Annotated in this window: 19 protein-coding genes; 15 read left to right on the plus strand and 4 right to left on the minus strand. The window is 67.6% G+C overall.

What is annotated here, in order from left to right; all coding sequences use genetic code 11:
* Positions 1-31 precede the first annotated feature (31 nt).
* Entirely contained in the window at positions 32-649 is a 618-nt protein-coding gene (locus HPC46_RS20825; RefSeq protein ID WP_233716540.1) for a hypothetical protein, read from the plus strand.
* Here HPC46_RS20825 and HPC46_RS20830 read toward each other — a convergent pair.
* Genes HPC46_RS20830 through mptB form a run of 3 tightly spaced genes read right to left on the minus strand, consistent with a single transcriptional unit; the run spans position 642 to position 4,050 of the window.
* Positions 642-1,418 (minus strand): ABC transporter permease, encoded by a 777-nt coding sequence (locus HPC46_RS20830; protein WP_179473409.1) that lies wholly within the window; start codon positions 1,416-1,418, stop codon positions 642-644. The two genes, HPC46_RS20825 and HPC46_RS20830, sit on opposite strands and share 8 nt — an antisense overlap.
* Positions 1,415-2,323 (minus strand): ABC transporter ATP-binding protein, encoded by a 909-nt coding sequence (locus HPC46_RS20835; protein ID WP_179473522.1) that lies wholly within the window; start codon positions 2,321-2,323, stop codon positions 1,415-1,417. Before HPC46_RS20835 ends, HPC46_RS20830 begins: the two co-directional genes overlap by 4 nt.
* A gap of 20 nt (positions 2,324-2,343) precedes the next feature.
* Positions 2,344-4,050 carry a polyprenol phosphomannose-dependent alpha 1,6 mannosyltransferase MptB gene (mptB, locus tag HPC46_RS20840; RefSeq protein ID WP_179473411.1) on the minus strand — a complete coding sequence of 569 codons (1,707 nt, stop codon included), beginning with the start codon at positions 4,048-4,050 and terminating at the stop codon, positions 2,344-2,346.
* Between the two features lie 13 nt (positions 4,051-4,063).
* Here mptB and HPC46_RS20845 point away from each other — a divergent pair, with 13 nt between their 5' ends.
* The 14 genes from HPC46_RS20845 (at position 4,064) to HPC46_RS20910 (ending at position 15,913) form a co-directional block, all read left to right on the plus strand.
* Positions 4,064-4,795, plus strand: coding sequence for a helix-turn-helix transcriptional regulator (locus tag HPC46_RS20845; RefSeq protein WP_407665541.1), 732 nt, complete (start codon positions 4,064-4,066; stop codon positions 4,793-4,795).
* 64 nt (positions 4,796-4,859) lie between these two features.
* On the plus strand, positions 4,860-6,302 hold the full coding sequence (gene sufB, locus HPC46_RS20850) for a Fe-S cluster assembly protein SufB (protein WP_179473415.1): 1,443 nt from the start codon (positions 4,860-4,862) through the stop codon (positions 6,300-6,302).
* A complete protein-coding gene (gene sufD / locus HPC46_RS20855; RefSeq protein ID WP_179473417.1) occupies positions 6,302-7,492 on the plus strand; it encodes a Fe-S cluster assembly protein SufD in 1,191 nt (396 codons plus the stop codon). The genes sufB and sufD overlap by 1 nt, the downstream gene beginning before the upstream one ends.
* Entirely contained in the window at positions 7,489-8,256 is a 768-nt protein-coding gene (gene sufC / locus HPC46_RS20860) for a Fe-S cluster assembly ATPase SufC (protein ID WP_179473419.1), read from the plus strand. The genes sufD and sufC overlap by 4 nt, the downstream gene beginning before the upstream one ends.
* A gap of 1 nt (position 8,257) precedes the next feature.
* Positions 8,258-9,502 carry a cysteine desulfurase gene (locus tag HPC46_RS20865; protein ID WP_179473421.1) on the plus strand — a complete coding sequence of 415 codons (1,245 nt, stop codon included), beginning with the start codon at positions 8,258-8,260 and terminating at the stop codon, positions 9,500-9,502.
* 34 nt (positions 9,503-9,536) lie between these two features.
* Positions 9,537-10,001, plus strand: a complete 465-nt coding sequence (gene sufU / locus HPC46_RS20870) for a Fe-S cluster assembly sulfur transfer protein SufU (RefSeq protein WP_005146344.1) — start codon at positions 9,537-9,539, stop codon at positions 9,999-10,001.
* Positions 9,998-10,357, plus strand: a complete 360-nt coding sequence (locus HPC46_RS20875; protein WP_179473423.1) for a metal-sulfur cluster assembly factor — start codon at positions 9,998-10,000, stop codon at positions 10,355-10,357. The genes sufU and HPC46_RS20875 overlap by 4 nt, the downstream gene beginning before the upstream one ends.
* 38 nt (positions 10,358-10,395) lie before the next feature.
* Positions 10,396-10,965 carry a hypothetical protein gene (locus HPC46_RS20880; RefSeq protein ID WP_179473425.1) on the plus strand — a complete coding sequence of 190 codons (570 nt, stop codon included), beginning with the start codon at positions 10,396-10,398 and terminating at the stop codon, positions 10,963-10,965.
* Positions 10,962-11,627, plus strand: a complete 666-nt coding sequence (locus tag HPC46_RS20885; RefSeq protein ID WP_179473427.1) for a hypothetical protein — start codon at positions 10,962-10,964, stop codon at positions 11,625-11,627. The genes HPC46_RS20880 and HPC46_RS20885 overlap by 4 nt, the downstream gene beginning before the upstream one ends.
* Positions 11,620-12,735, plus strand: a complete 1,116-nt coding sequence (locus HPC46_RS20890) for an oxidoreductase (RefSeq protein ID WP_179473429.1) — start codon at positions 11,620-11,622, stop codon at positions 12,733-12,735. The genes HPC46_RS20885 and HPC46_RS20890 overlap by 8 nt, the downstream gene beginning before the upstream one ends.
* Positions 12,736-12,779: 44 nt before the next feature.
* Positions 12,780-13,139 (plus strand): thioredoxin, encoded by a 360-nt coding sequence (gene trxA, locus HPC46_RS20895; protein WP_179473431.1) that lies wholly within the window; start codon positions 12,780-12,782, stop codon positions 13,137-13,139.
* A 25-nt stretch (positions 13,140-13,164) separates the two neighbouring features.
* The gene (locus tag HPC46_RS20900) at positions 13,165-13,986 is read left to right on the plus strand and encodes an enoyl-CoA hydratase (protein WP_179473433.1); all 822 of its coding nucleotides are present in this window, start codon (positions 13,165-13,167) and stop codon (positions 13,984-13,986) included.
* Between the two features lie 13 nt (positions 13,987-13,999).
* Complete coding sequence (locus HPC46_RS20905) at positions 14,000-15,628, plus strand: ABC-F family ATP-binding cassette domain-containing protein (RefSeq protein WP_179473435.1); 1,629 nt, start codon at positions 14,000-14,002, stop codon at positions 15,626-15,628.
* Positions 15,629-15,724: 96 nt separating this feature from the next.
* Positions 15,725-15,913, plus strand: a complete 189-nt coding sequence (locus HPC46_RS20910; RefSeq protein ID WP_005146351.1) for a helix-turn-helix domain-containing protein — start codon at positions 15,725-15,727, stop codon at positions 15,911-15,913.
* Here the strand turns inward: HPC46_RS20910 and HPC46_RS20915 are convergent.
* Positions 15,910-16,485 (minus strand): TetR/AcrR family transcriptional regulator, encoded by a 576-nt coding sequence (locus HPC46_RS20915; protein ID WP_179473437.1) that lies wholly within the window; start codon positions 16,483-16,485, stop codon positions 15,910-15,912. The two genes, HPC46_RS20910 and HPC46_RS20915, sit on opposite strands and share 4 nt — an antisense overlap.
* Positions 16,486-16,491: the final 6 nt, after the last annotated feature.

Below are 16,491 nucleotides of genomic sequence, written 5' to 3' on the forward strand. Positions count from 1 at the left end.
GTATCTAATTTGGAAAGCATACATTCCTGACATGGCCACGTTGACACCCGCCGCACGCCCGGTCGTCTATCCGCTGCGGACCGTCGACACCGCGACGGTTCGATACGCCCACGCGCCTCATCACCGGCGCCGGGTCACGATCGTGCACCGCCCACTGGCCGGCGTCACCCCGGCGATGCTGCTGGACTGGTTCACGCAGCTGGGCGGGACGATGAGCTACGGCGGCGTCGTCATCGACCGCTACCTGGCGTGGCATCCACTCGATCACATCCGCTGGGAACTGGCCCGGCCGGCACCGGGCGGCGGAGCCGCGGAGGGTGCCCGCTTCCGTATCGTCGAGCGGTTCGGCGGGCGCCCGGAGTATCACGTCGACGTCGTCGACCGGGTCGAGAAGCTCGACGACACCGGCATCCGCCTGGTGCAGCGCCTCGCCGGCGCGGTGATCTTCCAACTCGAGCACACCTGGTCGCCGGGCCCGGAAGGCGCGCACTACGTCAGCGTGATGGACGTGGGTGCGCGCAGTCCGCTACTGGCGCCGGTGAACCGGGTGCTGGGCCGCCGCTTCGGAGACGACATGCTGAAGGCGTGGGTCCGGCACAACATCGAGGAAGTCGGCCAGCTCGAGCACCTGTTGCCCCAACTCAGGTGAAACGGAACCAGCGCAGCGCGCCGAGCGCCGACACCGCACCCCACACCGCCAGCACCGCGACGCCGAACCAGTCCACCGACAGCGACATCGCCTGAGTCAGCGTCTCGGTCAGCGCCCCCGACGGGGTCAGCCGGGCCACCCAGGCGACGCCGCGCGGGATCGCGTCGGTCTCCAGGGTCAGCGCGCCGAGGCCGGCGAAGATGAACCACAGCAGGTTGGCCACGGCCAGCACGATCTCGGCGCGCAGCGTTCCGCCCAGCAGTAGGCCCATTGCCGCGAATCCCGCAGTCCCCAAAGCGATCACGGCCGCACCCAACAGCAATCCGGCCGGATGCGGTCGCCAGCCCAAGGCCAGGCCGATGCTCCCGAGCAGCAGCGCCTGCAGGAACACCACCGTCACCACGGCAAGCGATTTGCCTGCGATGATGCCCCATACTGGAAGTGCGGTGGCGCCAAGGCGTTTCAGTGCTCCGTAGCGGCGGTCGAACGCCACAGCGATGGCCTGGCCGGTGAACGCGGTGGAGATCACCGCCAGCGCCATGATCGCCGGGACGAACACCGCAACGCGCTGCGGACCGAACGAGCCCAGCGGCAAGAGGGTGAGCCCGATCAGCAGGGTGATCGGGATGAACATCGTCAGCAGCAGCTGTTCGCCGTTGCGCAGCAACAGTTTCAGCTCGAGGCCATACTGGGCGGCCAGCATCCGCTGCACTGTGCTGGGCCGCGGATCGGGGGTGAACGTGCCGGGCGGGAAGAGCTCAGTGCTCATGACCGCAACTCCTTACCGGTCAGCTCCAGGAACACGTCCTCGAGGCTGCGCTGCTCCACCCGAACGTCGGTGGCCAGCACGTTGAGCCGCGCACACCAGGCCGTCACCGTCGCCAAAACCTGCGGATCGACGGTGCCCTCGACCAGATACTCGCCAGGCGAATGCTCTTTTGCCACATAGCCTTCCGGTAACGCGGCGATCAGCAGCGACAGGTCCAGCCGGCGCGGCGCGGTGAACCGCAGCTGGCCTTCCGCGCCGTTCTGCATCAACTCCGCGGGCGTCCCGGCGGCGACGGCCGAGCCGTGGTCGATGATCACGATGCGGTCGGCGAGCTCCTCGGCCTCGTTGAGCTGATGTGTGGTCAGCACCACGGTCACGCCGTCGCGGCGCAGCGCCTCGATGAGTTCCCACACCACCAGGCGCGCGTGTGCGTCCATCCCCGCGGTCGGCTCGTCGAGGAAGACCAATTCGGGACGACCGACCAGAGCGCACGCCAGCGCGAGGCGCTGCTGCTGGCCGCCGGAGAGCCGGCGATAGGTGGTGCGGGCGGCGTCGGTGAGCCCGAGGGTGTCCAGCAGCCAGGCCGGATCCAGCGGATTGGCGGCATACGAGGCGACCAGCTTGAGCATCTCGCCGGCGCGGGCGGCCGGATATCCGCCGCCGCCCTGCAACATGACGCCGATCCGCTCGCGCACCCGGGCGTTGTCGGCCACCGGGTCCAGGCCGAGGACCTCGATCGTGCCCTCGTCCGGCCGGACGAACCCCTCGCACATCTCGACCGTCGTCGTCTTGCCCGCCCCGTTGGGGCCGAGCAGCGCCAGTACCTCGGCGGCGTGCACCTCGAGGTCGAGGCTCGACACGGCCGTCGTCGTGCCGTAGCGCTTGGACACCCCGCGCAGTCGCACGGGGATTTCGTGGCCGGAACTCACGGGGACTCAGCGTAAGCGCCGGGCGCCGGACGTGGCGCCGGTGGCTCTTCTAGTGGGTCGGGCTCCTGGCCGCTGAATGTCTCGCTGGTGCCGGGCACCGTGCGCCACGGCAGGTGATTGAACGTCACAGCGATCAGCAGCAGCACGATGACCAGGCTGGCCAGGGTCGCGTCGAGGATCTGGAACAGCGCGAAGCGGTCACCGTTGGCGGTGGGCCCGAAGATGCCGACGACGAGGCTGGTCGCGATCGTGGCGATGCGGAAGCCCGGCCGGGTGGCCCAGGCGGCCAGCGGGATGATCGCCCACAGCAGGTACCACGGCTGGACGACGGGGAACAGCAGGACGGTCGCGCCCAGCGCGACGCCGAGCCCGCCGACCGGGTGCAGCCGGCCCCGGAACACCGCGAGAAGCAGCCAGGTGACCGTGATCATGATGATCAGCACGCCGATCGCGCGGGTCAGCGACAGCACGGCCGTGGTGTGATCGCCCAGCCCGAGCAAAATGCCGACCTGGCCGGTACCCAGCGCCAGCAGGGTCGGCGGCGACATCCAGCTGCGCACCACGTTGGCGGTGCCGAGGGTGAAGACCCAGCCGAAGCCCAGCCCGCTGGCCCAGCCGATGATCGCCATCACCACCAGCGACAGGGCCGTCATCAACACAGTGGCCTGTATGAACGCCGTGAACGTCGCGCCCCAGCGGTAGGCCAGTGCCATGCCGACGAAACCCAGCGCCAGCAGGCCCGGCAGCTTCACCTGCGAGGACAACGTGATCAGCACCGCACCCGTGATCAGCATGGTCAGCGGCATCCAGGCCGCCCACTGGGCTCGCCCGCGCAGCCAGTGCAGTGGGCGCGGAATCAGCGACCCGGCGGAGTCCACCCCGCGCAGGGCGAACTCCGTGCCGGTCAGCATCAGGCCCAGCATCAGCGCCTCGTTGTGGATGCCGGCGACCAGGTGCATCAGCAGCAGGGGATTGGCGGCACCCAGCCACAGGGCGGTGACTTCGGCGACGCCACAGCGCCGGGCCAGCCGCGGGACGGCCCACACGATCATGCCGACGCCCAGCAGCACGACCACCCGGTGACTGAGGACGGCAGCGACGATGTTCTCGCCGGTCAGTGCCGAGATTCCGCGGCCGACCCAGAGAAATAACGGCCCGTAGGGCGCCGGGGTATCGCGCCACAGCGTCGGCACCGACATCGTGAACACGTGATCCAGCCCGAGGCCGGGGGCCGGGCCGACCTGGTACGGGTTCAGGCCGTTACGGGCGATCTGGCTCTGCGCCAGATAGGAGTAGACATCCCGGCTGTACATCGGCGGTGCGATCAGCAGCGGCACCACCCACAACAGCAGAGTGTGATCAAGTTGACTCCGCGACATCCGGCGCCTGCCCAAGGTGAACCGGCCCAGCATCAGCCAGGCCAGCGCCATCATCACGGCGCCGGTCGTCGTCATGGTCAGTGACACGGTCTGGATGCGCGACGGCAGGTTCAACAGCCGCACCCCGAAGGTGGGGTCCTGCACGACCGGACGTGCACCCGCACCCAGTGCACCTATCGCCATCAGCACTGTTCCGGTCGCACCGAACATTCTGGTGCGGTACATCGCGCGGAGTTCGGCGGCATTCAGCGGCGAGCCGACCGTGCGTTCATCGCCGTGCAAGCGGGCGATTGACGAACTCAACGAATGTTGGCGGGCTGCCACCACAGCACTCTAACTGCCGGGGCTTTCGACCTCCTGGCTGCTAAGGGTGCCCTTGCTAGACCTGTTCGGGGAATTGCGTAACACTGGTGTTGTGAAAATCCCCCACGACGGTCAGACCCGGGGTGCCATTGTGCAGCTCCTGGTCGAGTCGGGGTCTATCACCGCCGCCGAGATCGGTCGCCGGCTGGAAATCTCCGCTGTGGGCGTGCGCCGGCACCTCGACGCTCTCATCGAGGCGGGGGATGCCGAAGCCAACGCCGCCGCGGCGTGGCAGCAGGCCGGCCGCGGCAGGCCCGCCAAACGCTACCGGCTCACCTCGGCGGGGCGCGCCAAGCTCGAGCACACCTACGACGACCTGGCGTCGGCCGCGATCCGCCAGCTTCGTGAGATCGGCGGCGAGGAAGCGGTCGAGACGTTCGCCCGGCGCCGCATCGACGCGATCCTGGCGGGAGTAAAGGCCGGTCCCGACGACGTTGAATCGACTGCTGAGCGGGTGGCCGATGCGTTCACAAGGGCCGGTTATGCGGCGACGACGACGCGGGTGCGCGGCCCGCTGCAGGGCATCGAGATCTGCCAGCACCACTGCCCGGTTTCGCATGTCGCCGAGGAGTTTCCGGAGCTCTGCGAGGCCGAGCAGCAGGCGATGTCGGAGGTCCTCGGCACCCACGTTCAGCGCCTGGCGACGATCGCCAACGGCGACTGCGCCTGCACCACCCACGTGCCGCTCACCCCGGCACACCGCTAGAGGAAGAACCACTTCGGTGCTCAGCCTGTACCGAAGCCGCCACGATCGATTGAGGAGCGTCGCCATGACACTCACCCCGGAAGCCACGCCGGCACAGCCGCTGACCCAGGAGCAGACCATTGCCTCCCTGGGCAATTACGGCTACGGCTGGTCGGACTCCGACGTTGCGGGTGCCAGTGCCCAGCGGGGCCTGTCCGAGGCGGTGGTGCGCGACATCTCGGCCAAGAAGAGCGAACCGCAGTGGATGCTCGACATGCGCCTGCGGGCGCTGCGCACATTCGAGAAGAAGCCGATGCCGAACTGGGGGTCGAATCTCGAAGGCATCTTTTTCGACAACATCAAGTACTTCGTGCGCTCGAGCGAGAAGCAGGCCGCGACATGGGACGACCTGCCCGCCGATATCAAGAACACCTACGACCGGCTGGGTATCCCGGAGGCCGAGAAGCAGCGCCTGGTCTCGGGTGTGGCTGCGCAGTACGAGTCCGAGGTGGTCTACCACTCCATCCGCGAGGACCTGGAAGCGCAGGGCGTCATCTTCCTGGACACCGACTCCGGTCTGCGGGAACACCCGGAGCTGTTCAAGCAGTACTTCGGCACGGTGATCCCGGCCGGTGACAACAAGTTCTCCGCGCTGAACACCGCGGTGTGGTCGGGCGGTTCGTTCATCTACGTGCCCAAGGGTGTCCACGTCGACATCCCGCTGCAGGCCTACTTCCGGATCAACACCGAGAACATGGGCCAATTCGAGCGCACGCTGATCATCGTCGACGAGGACGCCTACGTGCACTACGTCGAGGGCTGTACCGCGCCGATCTACAAGAGCGACTCACTGCACTCGGCGGTGGTGGAGATCATCGTGAAGCCCGGTGGCCGTTGCCGATACACGACCATCCAGAACTGGTCGAACAATGTCTACAACCTGGTGACCAAGCGCGCGCGGGCCGAGGCCGGCGCCACCATGGAATGGGTCGACGGCAACATCGGCTCGAAGGTGACGATGAAGTACCCGGCGGTCTGGATGACCGGTGAGCACGCCAAGGGTGAGGTGCTCTCGGTGGCGTTCGCCGGCGAGGGGCAGCACCAGGACACCGGAGCCAAGATGCTGCACCTGGCCCCGAACACGTCGAGCAACATCGTGTCGAAGTCGGTGGCCCGCGGCGGTGGGCGGGCGTCCTACCGCGGCCTGGTTCAGGTCAACAAGGGTGCGCACGGATCGCGTTCGAGCGTGAAATGCGATGCGCTGCTTGTCGATACGATCAGCCGCAGCGACACCTACCCCTACGTCGACATCCGCGAGGACGATGTCACGATGGGTCATGAGGCCACCGTGTCCAAGGTCAGTGCCGATCAGCTGTTCTATCTGATGAGCCGCGGCATGACCGAGGACGAGGCGATGGCGATGGTGGTGCGCGGCTTCGTCGAGCCGATCGCCAAGGAACTGCCGATGGAATACGCCCTGGAGCTCAACCGGCTGATCGAGCTGCAGATGGAAGGTGCGGTCGGCTGATGTCGAACTTGACCAAGGCGGTGGAGGGTTCGCGCCTCACTGCCATCAACAAGGGCGAACAATTCAGCTCGTTCGACGTCGACGCCTTCGAGGTGCCGGGCGGCCGCGACGAGGTCTGGCGGTTCACTCCGCTCAAGCGCCTGCGCGGCCTGCACGACGGGTCGGCACCGGCCACCGGCACGGCGCAGATCAGTGTCAGCGAACAGCCCGGCGTGACGGTGGAGACCGTCCGTCGCGGTGACGAGCGCCTCGGCCAGGGTGGTGTTCCGTCCGATCGGGTTGCCGCACAGGCATTCTCGTCGTTCAATTCCGCCACCGTGGTCACGGTAGCGCGTGACACCGAGGTGGCTGAGCCCATCGAGATCACTGTCGAGGGCCCCGGTGAGGGCGCAGTGGCCTACGGGCACCTGCAGATCCGGGTGCAGGAGCATGTCCGTGCGATCGTCGTCGTCGACCTCCGCGGCAGCGGAACCTACGCCGACAACGTCGAGATCATCGTCGGTGACGGCGCGGGACTCGGCGTGATCTGGATTGCCGACTGGGCCGACGACATGGTGCACGTCAGCGCGCATCATGCGCTGGTGGGTCGCGACGCCGTGCTCGGGCACGTCAACGTGACGCTCGGCGGCGATGTCGTGCGCACCACCGCGACCGTGCGGTATGCCGGCCCCGGTGGCGAGGCGCAGCTGCTCGGCACCTACTTCGCCGACGACGGCCAGCACTTCGAATCTCGGCTGTTGGTCGACCATGCTCACCCGAACTGCAAGTCGGATGTGCTGTACAAGGGTGCGCTGCAGGGCGATCCGACGTCGGCCAAGCCCGATGCTCACACCGTCTGGGTCGGCGACGTGCTGATCCGTGCGGCGGCCACCGGCACCGACACCTACGAGGCCAACCGCAACCTCGTGCTGACCGACGGCGCCCGCGCCGATTCCGTGCCCAACCTGGAGATCGAGACCGGCGAGATCGTCGGTGCCGGACATGCCAGTGCCACCGGGCGTTTCGACGACGAGCAGCTGTTCTATCTGCAGGCCCGCGGCATCCCGGAAGAGCAGGCCCGCCGGCTGATGGTGCGCGGCTTCTTCGGCGAGATCATCGCCAAGATCGCCGTCCCCGCCGTCCGCGACCGCCTCACCGAAGCCATCGAACGAGAACTAGCAATCACGGAATCGAGAACCACACAGCCATGAGCAAATTGGAAATCAAGGACCTTCACGTCAGCGTCGCCAATGAGGACGGCACCGAGAAGGAGATCCTCAAGGGCGTGAACCTGACCGTGAATTCGGGGGAGACCCACGCGGTCATGGGCCCCAACGGGTCCGGCAAGTCCACGCTGTCCTACTCGATCGCCGGGCACCCCAAGTACAACGTCACCTCGGGGTCGATCACCCTCGACGGTGCGGACGTGCTGGCGATGACCGTCGACGAGCGTGCCCGGGCCGGGCTGTTCCTCGCGATGCAGTACCCGGTCGAGGTACCCGGCGTCTCGATGTCGAATTTCCTGCGCACGGCGGCGACCGCAGTTCGCGGCGAGGCGCCCAAGCTGCGGCACTGGGTCAAAGAGGTCAAGGCCGCGATGGCCGACCTGGAGATCGACCCGCAGTTCGCCGAACGCAGTGTCAACGAAGGCTTTTCGGGTGGCGAGAAGAAGCGCCACGAGATCCTGCAACTGGGCCTGCTGAAGCCGAAGATCGCCATCCTCGACGAGACCGATTCGGGTCTGGACGTCGACGCGCTGCGCGTGGTTTCCGAGGGCGTGAACCAGTTTGCCGAGGCCGAGCATGCCGGAGTCCTGCTCATCACGCACTACACCCGCATCCTGCGCTACATCCACCCCGGGTTCGTGCACGTCTTCGTCGACGGCCGGATCGTCGAATCCGGTGGTCCCGAGCTGGCCGACGAGCTCGAGGAGAACGGCTACGTGCGCTTCACCCAGGCGGCGGCAGGAGCCTGACATGACCGCCTCGGTGGACTTGGACGTCGTGGGCGTCCGCGCCGATTTCCCGATCCTCAATCGGGTGATGCGGGGCGGACAGCAACTGGCCTACCTGGATTCCGGGGCGACATCGCAGAAGCCGCTGCAGGTTCTCGACGCCGAACGCGAGTTTCTGCTCCACCATTACGGCGCGGTACATCGCGGTGCGCACCAGCTGATGGAGGAGTCGACCGACGCCTTCGAACAGGGGCGCGCCGATATCGCCGCGTTCGTCGGGGTCGACGCCGACGAGCTGGTGTTCACGAAGAACGCCACCGAGTCACTCAACCTCGTCTCGTATGTGCTGGGGGACAAGCGGTTCGAGAACGCGGTCGGTCCCGGCGACGTCATCGTCACCACCGAGCTGGAACACCACGCCAATCTCATTCCCTGGCAGGAACTGGCCCGGCGCACCGGGGCGACCCTGCGCTGGTACGGGCTCACCGACGACGGACACGTCGATCTCGATTCCCTGCAACTGGACGGGCGAGTGAAAGTCGTTGCCTTCACTCATCATTCGAATGTCACCGGAACCGCCCCGTCGGTGGCTGAGATGGTCGGGCGAGCCAAGGCAGTGGGTGCGCTGACCGTGCTGGACGCGTGCCAGTCGGTCCCGCACCAGCCGGTCGACTTCCATGCTCTCGGCGTGGACTTCGCTGCGTTCTCCGGGCACAAGATGCTGGGCCCCACCGGGATCGGTGCGCTCTACGGTCGCCGCGAGCTGCTGGCCGCGCTGCCCCCGTTCCTGACCGGCGGGTCGATGATCGAGACGGTGACGATGGATAGCGCCACCTACATGGCGGCACCGCAGCGGTTCGAGGCGGGCACCCAGATGATCTCTCAGGTGGTCGGGTTGGCCGCCGCCGCACGCTATCTCAGCGCGCTGGGGATGACGGCCGTCGAGGCGCACGAGAACGAATTGGTGGCTGCGACGCTGGACGGGTTGGCTGCGATCCCGCAGGTGCGCATCATCGGGCCGACGGATCCGGCAGTGCGCAGGTCCCCGGTCGCGTTCGTGGTCGACGGTGTGCACGCCCACGACGTCGGGCAGGTGCTCGATGACGACGGGGTGGCCGTGCGGGTCGGGCACCACTGCGCCGCGCCGCTACACCGCCGGTTCGGGGTGGCCGCAACAGTGCGAGCATCGTTCGCGGTCTACAACACCGTCGACGAGGTCGACCGGCTGGTCGCGGGCGTCAAGCGGGCGGTGGAGTTCTTCTCGTGACGGCGGGCAGGAGCGCAGCGACCGGGGGCAATGGATGAAGCTCGAGCAGATGTACCAGGAAGTGATCCTGGACCACTACAAGCACCCGCACCACCGCGGGCTGCGTGAGCCGTTCGGTGCCGAGGTGCACCACGTCAACCCGACCTGCGGCGACGAGGTGACGTTGCGGGTGGCACTGTCCGAGGACGGCGAGCACGTCGACGACATCTCCTACGACGGCCAGGGATGCTCGATCAGCCAGGCCGCCACCTCGGTGCTCACCGATCAGGTGATCGGGCTGACGGTCGGCGACGCGCTGAAGACGGTCGCGGCGTTCAGCGAGATGGTGTCGTCGCGGGGGACCGTCGAAGGTGACGAAGACGTGCTGGGCGACGGTGTCGCGTTTGCCGGCGTGGCGAAATATCCGGCGCGGGTGAAATGCGCGCTGCTGGGCTGGCTGGCTTTCAAAGATGCTGTGGCGCAGGCGTCGCAGCGAAAGGACTTGGAGGAGAAGCGATGAGCGATCCGCAGGGCACGAGCGAACCCGTCTCGGAGGAATTCCTGGCCGATATCGAGGAAGCCATGCGCGACGTGGTGGATCCCGAACTCGGCATCAACGTCGTCGACCTCGGCCTGGTCTACGGCCTGAATGTCGAGAAGGCCGACACCGGCATGGTGGCGATGATCGACATGACGCTGACGTCGGCGGCGTGCCCGCTGACCGACGTGATCGAAGACCAGACGATGACCGCACTCGTCGGCGCCGGGCTGGTCAAGGAAGCCAAGATCAACTGGGTGTGGAATCCGCCGTGGGGGCCGGACAAGATCACGGACGACGGCCGCGAACAACTGCGGGCGCTGGGCTTCACTGTCTAATGTGAGCGGATGCGCTCCACCGTTTTTAGCGTGAGCTGATGCTCACGGTCCCGGCCTTCGTCTGGCGCGGCAACGCGTTCTGGAGGGCGGTGGCGGTCGGCCTCGGCGCCGGAGTCTTCCTCGGCTTACTGGCATGGCTGGACTCGGGGCTGTGGTTCGCCGGCGCTTTGGCGGCGGCCATCATCGCGGTGGTCTACGGCATCTGGCTGGGCCGGCGGATGGTCCGGTACTGGCCGGGTGCCTCGGCGCTGACCGGCGAACAGCGCGAACGGGTCGTCGGAGTCACCCACTGGGGTGGGCGGATCGGCGATCCCGTGCTGGCGCAATCGGTGGTCGACTTCGCCGACGGCATGCACCGGGCCGAGGAGAAGGGCCGCCCGTTCCGCTGGGTCATTCCGCTGGTCCTCGTCGTCGGCATCGGGACCGCGGTGTGGGACTCGGTCTTCGGCTCGACCCGAGACATGATCTCGTCGCTGGTGTACCTCGCGCTGTTGGGGGTCGAACTGTTCTGGTGGCCGGGCCGGCGAGACCGCTTACTGGACAATGCCGATCGCGCCAAAGAACGGGCTTTGGCACTCATCGAAAGTGTCGAAGGAAAGTCGCAATGACCTCACCGGCCACCGTCGTGGCGACTCGCCGCCAGCTGCACGCCGTCGCCGAGAACTTCATCGCCGGGCCGCAGTACCGGGCGACGGGGACCATCCGGCTGGCGGTCCGCCCGGACGGCTTCAGCGCGACCACGCTGGCGATCGCGGTACACGGGACCACGCTGACGTGGCCGGGCGGCAGCGCTGCGTTGACGGGTCCGGTGCGCGGGCTCGTGCGTGCCAGCGGTCTCGACGTGAGCCCGCCCGTCGGGGCGTACGAGTCGGTGACCGCCCTGGACCCGGACACCGTCCTCGACCTGGACGCCGGCGCCGTCGACGCCATCTATCGATGTCTGTACGCCGGCGGCTTCGCCATCAATGCTGTTCTCCCGGAAGGGCATCCGGTGCTGTGGCCGGAACACTTCGACGTCGCGGCCAGTGCCGACGAGGTTAACTATGGCGTTTCGGCCGGCGATGACTTCCACGAATTGCCGTACGCCTACGTCGGGCCGTGGGATTTCGCACGCTCACCGCGCACCGGGCCGCTGTGGAACGCGCCGTTCGGGGCCGTGCACGATCTGGATCTCAGTGCCGATCTCGACATCCTCGCCGGCGACATCACCGAGTTCTTCCGGCACGGAATCAACGTGCTGCACGGCGGTGTTGCAACCGGTCATGGATGATGTTCGGCTGCAAGAGCTGTTCGCACCGCTGACGGTCGGATCGCTGACCGTGCGCAACCGGTTCGCGATGGCACCGATGACCCGGGCCGCGTCACCGGGCGGGATTCCGGGACCCGACGTCGCCGCTTATTACGCCCGCCGCGCCGCGGGTGGCACCGGGCTGGTCATCACCGAGGGCATTCGCATCCCGCACTCGGCCGCCGGCTGGCCGGATCGCATCCCGAACCTCGACGGCGCCGAGGTTCTCGCCGGGTGGCGCGCGGTCACCGCTGCCGTGCACGCCGAAGGCGGCACCATCGCCGCGCAGCTCTGGCATCAGGGTGCCGCGCGCGGCGTGCACGACGGTGACCACCCTGATCAGGAACCGGTCAGCCCGTCGGGAATCGACCTCGCGGGCAACCCGATCGGGCGCGCGCTGCGCACCGACGAGCTGCCCGTGCTCGCGAAGGCCTACGCGCTGGCGGCCGCCAATGCCCGCGCCGCCGGCTTCGATGCCGTCGAGATCCACGGTGCCCACGGTTACCTGCTGGACCAATTCCTCTGGGAGCACACCAATCACCGCACCGACGGGTATGGCGGCTCGCTGGCGGCGAGGACCCGATTCCCGGCCGAGGTGGTCGCGGCGGTACGCGCGGCGGTCGGCCCCGCTTTCCCGATCATCTTCCGGTTCTCGCAGTGGAAGATGAACCGATACGACGCGCAGGTGGCAGGCAGCCCACAGGAGCTCGAACAACTGCTGGCCCCGCTGGTCGAGGCCGGGGTGGATGTACTGCACCCGTCGACCCGGCGGCACTATCTGCCCGCTTTCGCAGACGAGGACCCGCAACTGAGCCTGGCGGGCTGGACCAAGAAACTGACCGGCTTGCCCGTCGTCGCCGTCGGATCGGTCGGCCTGGAAACCGAGTTCAACCCGGGTGCCGGGAGCGGACCGATCCCGCCGTCGCCCATCGACCGGCTGCTCGACCAGTTCGACGCCGGTGAGTTCGACATCGTCGCCGTCGGCCGCGCCCTGCTCGCCGATCCCGCCTGGGTGAACCGGGTGCGCGACGGCAAGCTCGACGGGTTCGGCGGTTTCGACGCGGCCAGTGCGCTGGGCAGTTTGTATTGAGACCGACAGGGAACACACAGCGAAAATCGGACGTTAGGACTGACGTGGCTACCCAAGACCTGACCGCACAGAACTTCAACGACACCATCACCGGCAACGACATCGTGCTGGTCGACTTCTGGGCGTCGTGGTGCGGGCCGTGTCGCGCGTTCGCCCCCACGTTCACGGCCTCCTCGGAGAAGCACCCGGATGTCTTCTACGGCAAGGTCGACACCGAGGCCGAGCAAGAGCTCGCGGCCGCCGCCGAGATCCGGTCCATCCCTACGCTGATGGCGTTCAAGAAGGGCAAGCTGATCTTCAACCAGGCCGGTGCGCTTCCGCCCGCCGCGCTGGAGGACCTCATCTCGCAGGTCAAGGAGTTCGACGTCGACGCGGCCATCGCGTCTCAGTCTCAATCCGAGTAATCCCGCAGCGGGTTACCGTGCAACGGTGATTCGTGACTCTGGTTTCGTCCTCGTCGAAAAACCGCAGCCCAACGTCGCTCTGGTGACCCTGAACCGGCCCGAGCGGATGAACTCCATGGCGTTCGACGTCATGTTGCCGTTGCGGGAAGTCCTGACCGAACTCAAGTACGACAACTCCGTACGCGCGGTCGTGCTGACCGGTGCCGGGCGCGGCTTCTCCTCGGGTGCCGACCACAAGTCCGCCGGTTCGGTTCCGCACGTCGCCGGACTGACCCGGCCGTCGTTCGGGCTGCGGTCGATGGCGGTGCTCGACGATGTGATCCTCGCCATGCGCAAGCTGCACCAGCCGATCATCGCCGCGGTCAACGGGGCGGCGATCGGCGGCGGGCTCTGCCTGGCGCTGGCCGCCGACATCCGGGTCGCCGCCAGCGGCGCCTACTTCCGGGCCGCCGGGATCAACAACGGGCTGACCGCCAGTGAGCTGGGACTGAGCTACCTGTTGCCGCGTGCGATCGGCTCGTCGCGGGCGTTCGAGATCATGCTGACCGGTCGCGACGTCGACGCCGAGGAGGCCGAGCGGATCGGGCTGGTGTCCCGTCAGGTGCCCGGGGACGAGTTGTTGCCGGCCTGCTTCGAGATCGCCGGCCGCATCGCGGCGTTCTCCCGGCCTGGCACGGAATTGACCAAGCGGACGCTATGGAGTGGACTAGACGCCGGTAGCCTGGAAGGGCATATGCAGGCCGAGGGCCTCGGGCAGCTCTACGTGCGCCTGCTCACCGCCAACTTCGAAGAGGCGGTTGCTGCGCGCGCCGAGAACCGCGACCCGGTCTTCACCGACGACAAGTAGGAGTAGTGCGCGCGTGATCACCGCAACGGACCTCGAGGTCCGCGCCGGCGCGCGCACGCTTCTCCTCGCCGAGGGTCCGGCGCTGCGGGTGCAGCCCGGCGATCGCATCGGTCTGGTCGGACGCAACGGCGCCGGCAAGACAACGACGATGCGGATCCTGGCGGGGGAGGGTGAACCCTACGCGGGCACCGTCGTGCGCTCCGGTGACGTCGGCTATCTCCCGCAGGATCCCCGTGAGGGGGATCTCGATGTGCTGGCACGCGACCGGGTGCTGTCGGCCCGCGGCTTGGACACCCTGCTGTCCGATCTGGAGAAGCAGCAGGCGCTGATGGCCGAGGTCGTCGACGACGCCGCCCGCGACAAGGCGATTCGCCGCTACGGCCAGCTCGAGGAGCGCTTCGCCGCCCTCGGCGGATACGCGGCTGAAAGCGAAGCCGGCCGCATCTGTGCGAGCCTCGGTCTGCCGGACCGGGTGCTGACCCAGCCGCTGCGCACCCTGTCCGGCGGACAGCGCAGGCGCGTCGAGCTGTCCCGGATTCTCTTCGCCGCCAGTGATACCGGCGCGGGTTCGGCCACCACCCTGTTACTCGACGAACCCACCAACCACCTCGACGCCGACTCGATCGGCTGGCTACGGGGCTTCCTGCAGAACCACAGCGGCGGACTCGTGGTGATCAGCCACGACGTCGACCTGCTCGCCGACGTCGTGAACCGGGTGTGGTTCCTCGACGCCGTGCGCGGTGAGGCCGATGTCTACAACATGGGTTGGCAGAAGTACCTCGACGCCCGCGCCACCGACGAGCAGCGCCGCCGCCGGGAGCGCGCCAACGCCGAGAAGAAGGCCGGTGCCTTGCGCGCGCAGGCCGCCAAGATGGGCGCCAAGGCCACCAAAGCCGTTGCCGCACAGAACATGTTGCGCCGCGCTGAACGGATGATGGCCGAATTGGATGCCGAGCGGGTGGCCGACAAGGTAGCCCGGATCAAGTTCCCGACGCCGGCGCCGTGCGGCAAGACACCGCTGGTGGTCAAGGGGTTGACCAAGAACTACGGTTCGCTGGAAGTGTTCACCGGGGTCGACCTGGCGATCGATCGCGGTTCACGGGTCGTGGTTCTGGGCCTCAACGGCGCGGGCAAGACGACCCTGTTGCGGCTGATCGCAGGCACCGAGACTCCTGACGCCGGCGGACTGGAACCCGGGCACGGGCTCAAGATCGGTTATTTCGCACAGGAACACGACACTCTCGACAACAACGCGACGGTGTGGGAGAACATCCGCCACGCCGCACCCGACACCGGCGAGCAGGATCTGCGCGGCCTGCTCGGCGCGTTCATGTTCACCGGCCCCCAGCTCGAACAGCCGGCCGGCACCCTGTCCGGTGGTGAGAAAACCCGGCTGGCCCTGGCGGGGCTGGTGGCATCGACGGCCAACGTGCTGCTGCTCGACGAGCCGACCAACAACCTCGATCCCGCGTCGCGCGAACAGGTTCTGGACGCGCTGCGCAGTTACCAGGGTGCGGTGGTGCTGGTGACCCACGACCCGGGCGCGGCCGAAGCGCTCGATCCGCAGCGCGTCGTGCTGCTTCCCGATGGCACCGAGGACTTCTGGTCCGACGAGTATCGGGACCTCATCGAGCTCGCCTGACAACTGGCATAAACGATTTCGGTCAAACCGGCCAAACAGCGCAGATGCGCTCCTACTCTGTGGGCTATCGGCGCCGATCGACCGGGGAGGGTGATCATGAGGAAGCCCAGCGAAGCTCATGACCAGTTGTTGAACAATCTGCGGAACGCCTACGAGGGCGGCGCGAGTATTCGCACCCTGGTGGCGTCGACGGGCCGTTCGTACGGTTCGATCCACGCGCTGTTGCGCGAGTCGGGCACCACGATGCGCAGCCGCGGTGGGCCCAACCATGTGACCCGGCGCTAGCTGTCGGGCCCTTCCGCGCGCACTGATACCTCCACCAGATCCAGCACCGCCGAGAGGCGCTGGGGGTCTTCGCCCGCGGCCAGTCGCGCCACCAACCCGTCGAGAACCAGATCCAGGTAGCACTGCAGCACGTCGCTGGGCACATCGTCGCGCAGCCGGCCCGCCTGTTTTTGCCGTCGCAGCCGGTCACTGGTCGCCGCCGACAGTTCGGCCGAGCGCTCCACCCAACCCTGCTGGAAGACCGGGTCGTTGCGCAGCTTGCGGGCGATCTCCAAACGTGTGGCCAGCCAATCGAATTGATCGGGCGCGGCCAGCATGTCCCGCATCACTTGGACGAGGCCCTGGCTCGAGGCGACCTCGGCCATCCGCTCGGCGTCCTCGCGGGCGAGGGCGAAGAACAGGGTGTCCTTGTCACGGAAGTGGTGGAAGATCGCACCACGCGACAGACCGATGGTGTGCTCCAGGCGGCGCACGGTTGCCTTGTCGTAGCCGTACTCGGCAAAGCAGCGCCGTGCGCCGTCGAGGATCTGGCGACGGCGGGCCGCCAGATGATCCTCGCTGACCCTGGGCACGTCGGA

It is taken from the genome of Mycolicibacterium vinylchloridicum (assembly GCF_013404075.1).
In the GTDB taxonomy this organism is placed as follows: domain Bacteria; phylum Actinomycetota; class Actinomycetes; order Mycobacteriales; family Mycobacteriaceae; genus Mycobacterium; species Mycobacterium vinylchloridicum.

Coding starts and splice junctions, on each gene's coding strand:
- HPC46_RS20825 (WP_233716540.1), top strand. CDS start 32: ATGGCCACGTTGACACCCGCCGCACGCCCGGTCGTCTATCCGCTGCGG.
- HPC46_RS20830 (WP_179473409.1), bottom strand. CDS start 1,418: ATGAGCACTGAGCTCTTCCCGCCCGGCACGTTCACCCCCGATCCGCGG.
- sufB (WP_179473415.1), top strand. CDS start 4,860: ATGACACTCACCCCGGAAGCCACGCCGGCACAGCCGCTGACCCAGGAG.
- sufD (WP_179473417.1), top strand. CDS start 6,302: ATGTCGAACTTGACCAAGGCGGTGGAGGGTTCGCGCCTCACTGCCATC.
- sufC (WP_179473419.1), top strand. CDS start 7,489: ATGAGCAAATTGGAAATCAAGGACCTTCACGTCAGCGTCGCCAATGAG.
- HPC46_RS20865 (WP_179473421.1), top strand. CDS start 8,258: ATGACCGCCTCGGTGGACTTGGACGTCGTGGGCGTCCGCGCCGATTTC.
- sufU (WP_005146344.1), top strand. CDS start 9,537: ATGAAGCTCGAGCAGATGTACCAGGAAGTGATCCTGGACCACTACAAG.
- HPC46_RS20875 (WP_179473423.1), top strand. CDS start 9,998: ATGAGCGATCCGCAGGGCACGAGCGAACCCGTCTCGGAGGAATTCCTG.
- HPC46_RS20880 (WP_179473425.1), top strand. CDS start 10,396: ATGCTCACGGTCCCGGCCTTCGTCTGGCGCGGCAACGCGTTCTGGAGG.
- HPC46_RS20885 (WP_179473427.1), top strand. CDS start 10,962: ATGACCTCACCGGCCACCGTCGTGGCGACTCGCCGCCAGCTGCACGCC.
- HPC46_RS20890 (WP_179473429.1), top strand. CDS start 11,620: ATGGATGATGTTCGGCTGCAAGAGCTGTTCGCACCGCTGACGGTCGGA.
- HPC46_RS20910 (WP_005146351.1), top strand. CDS start 15,725: ATGAGGAAGCCCAGCGAAGCTCATGACCAGTTGTTGAACAATCTGCGG.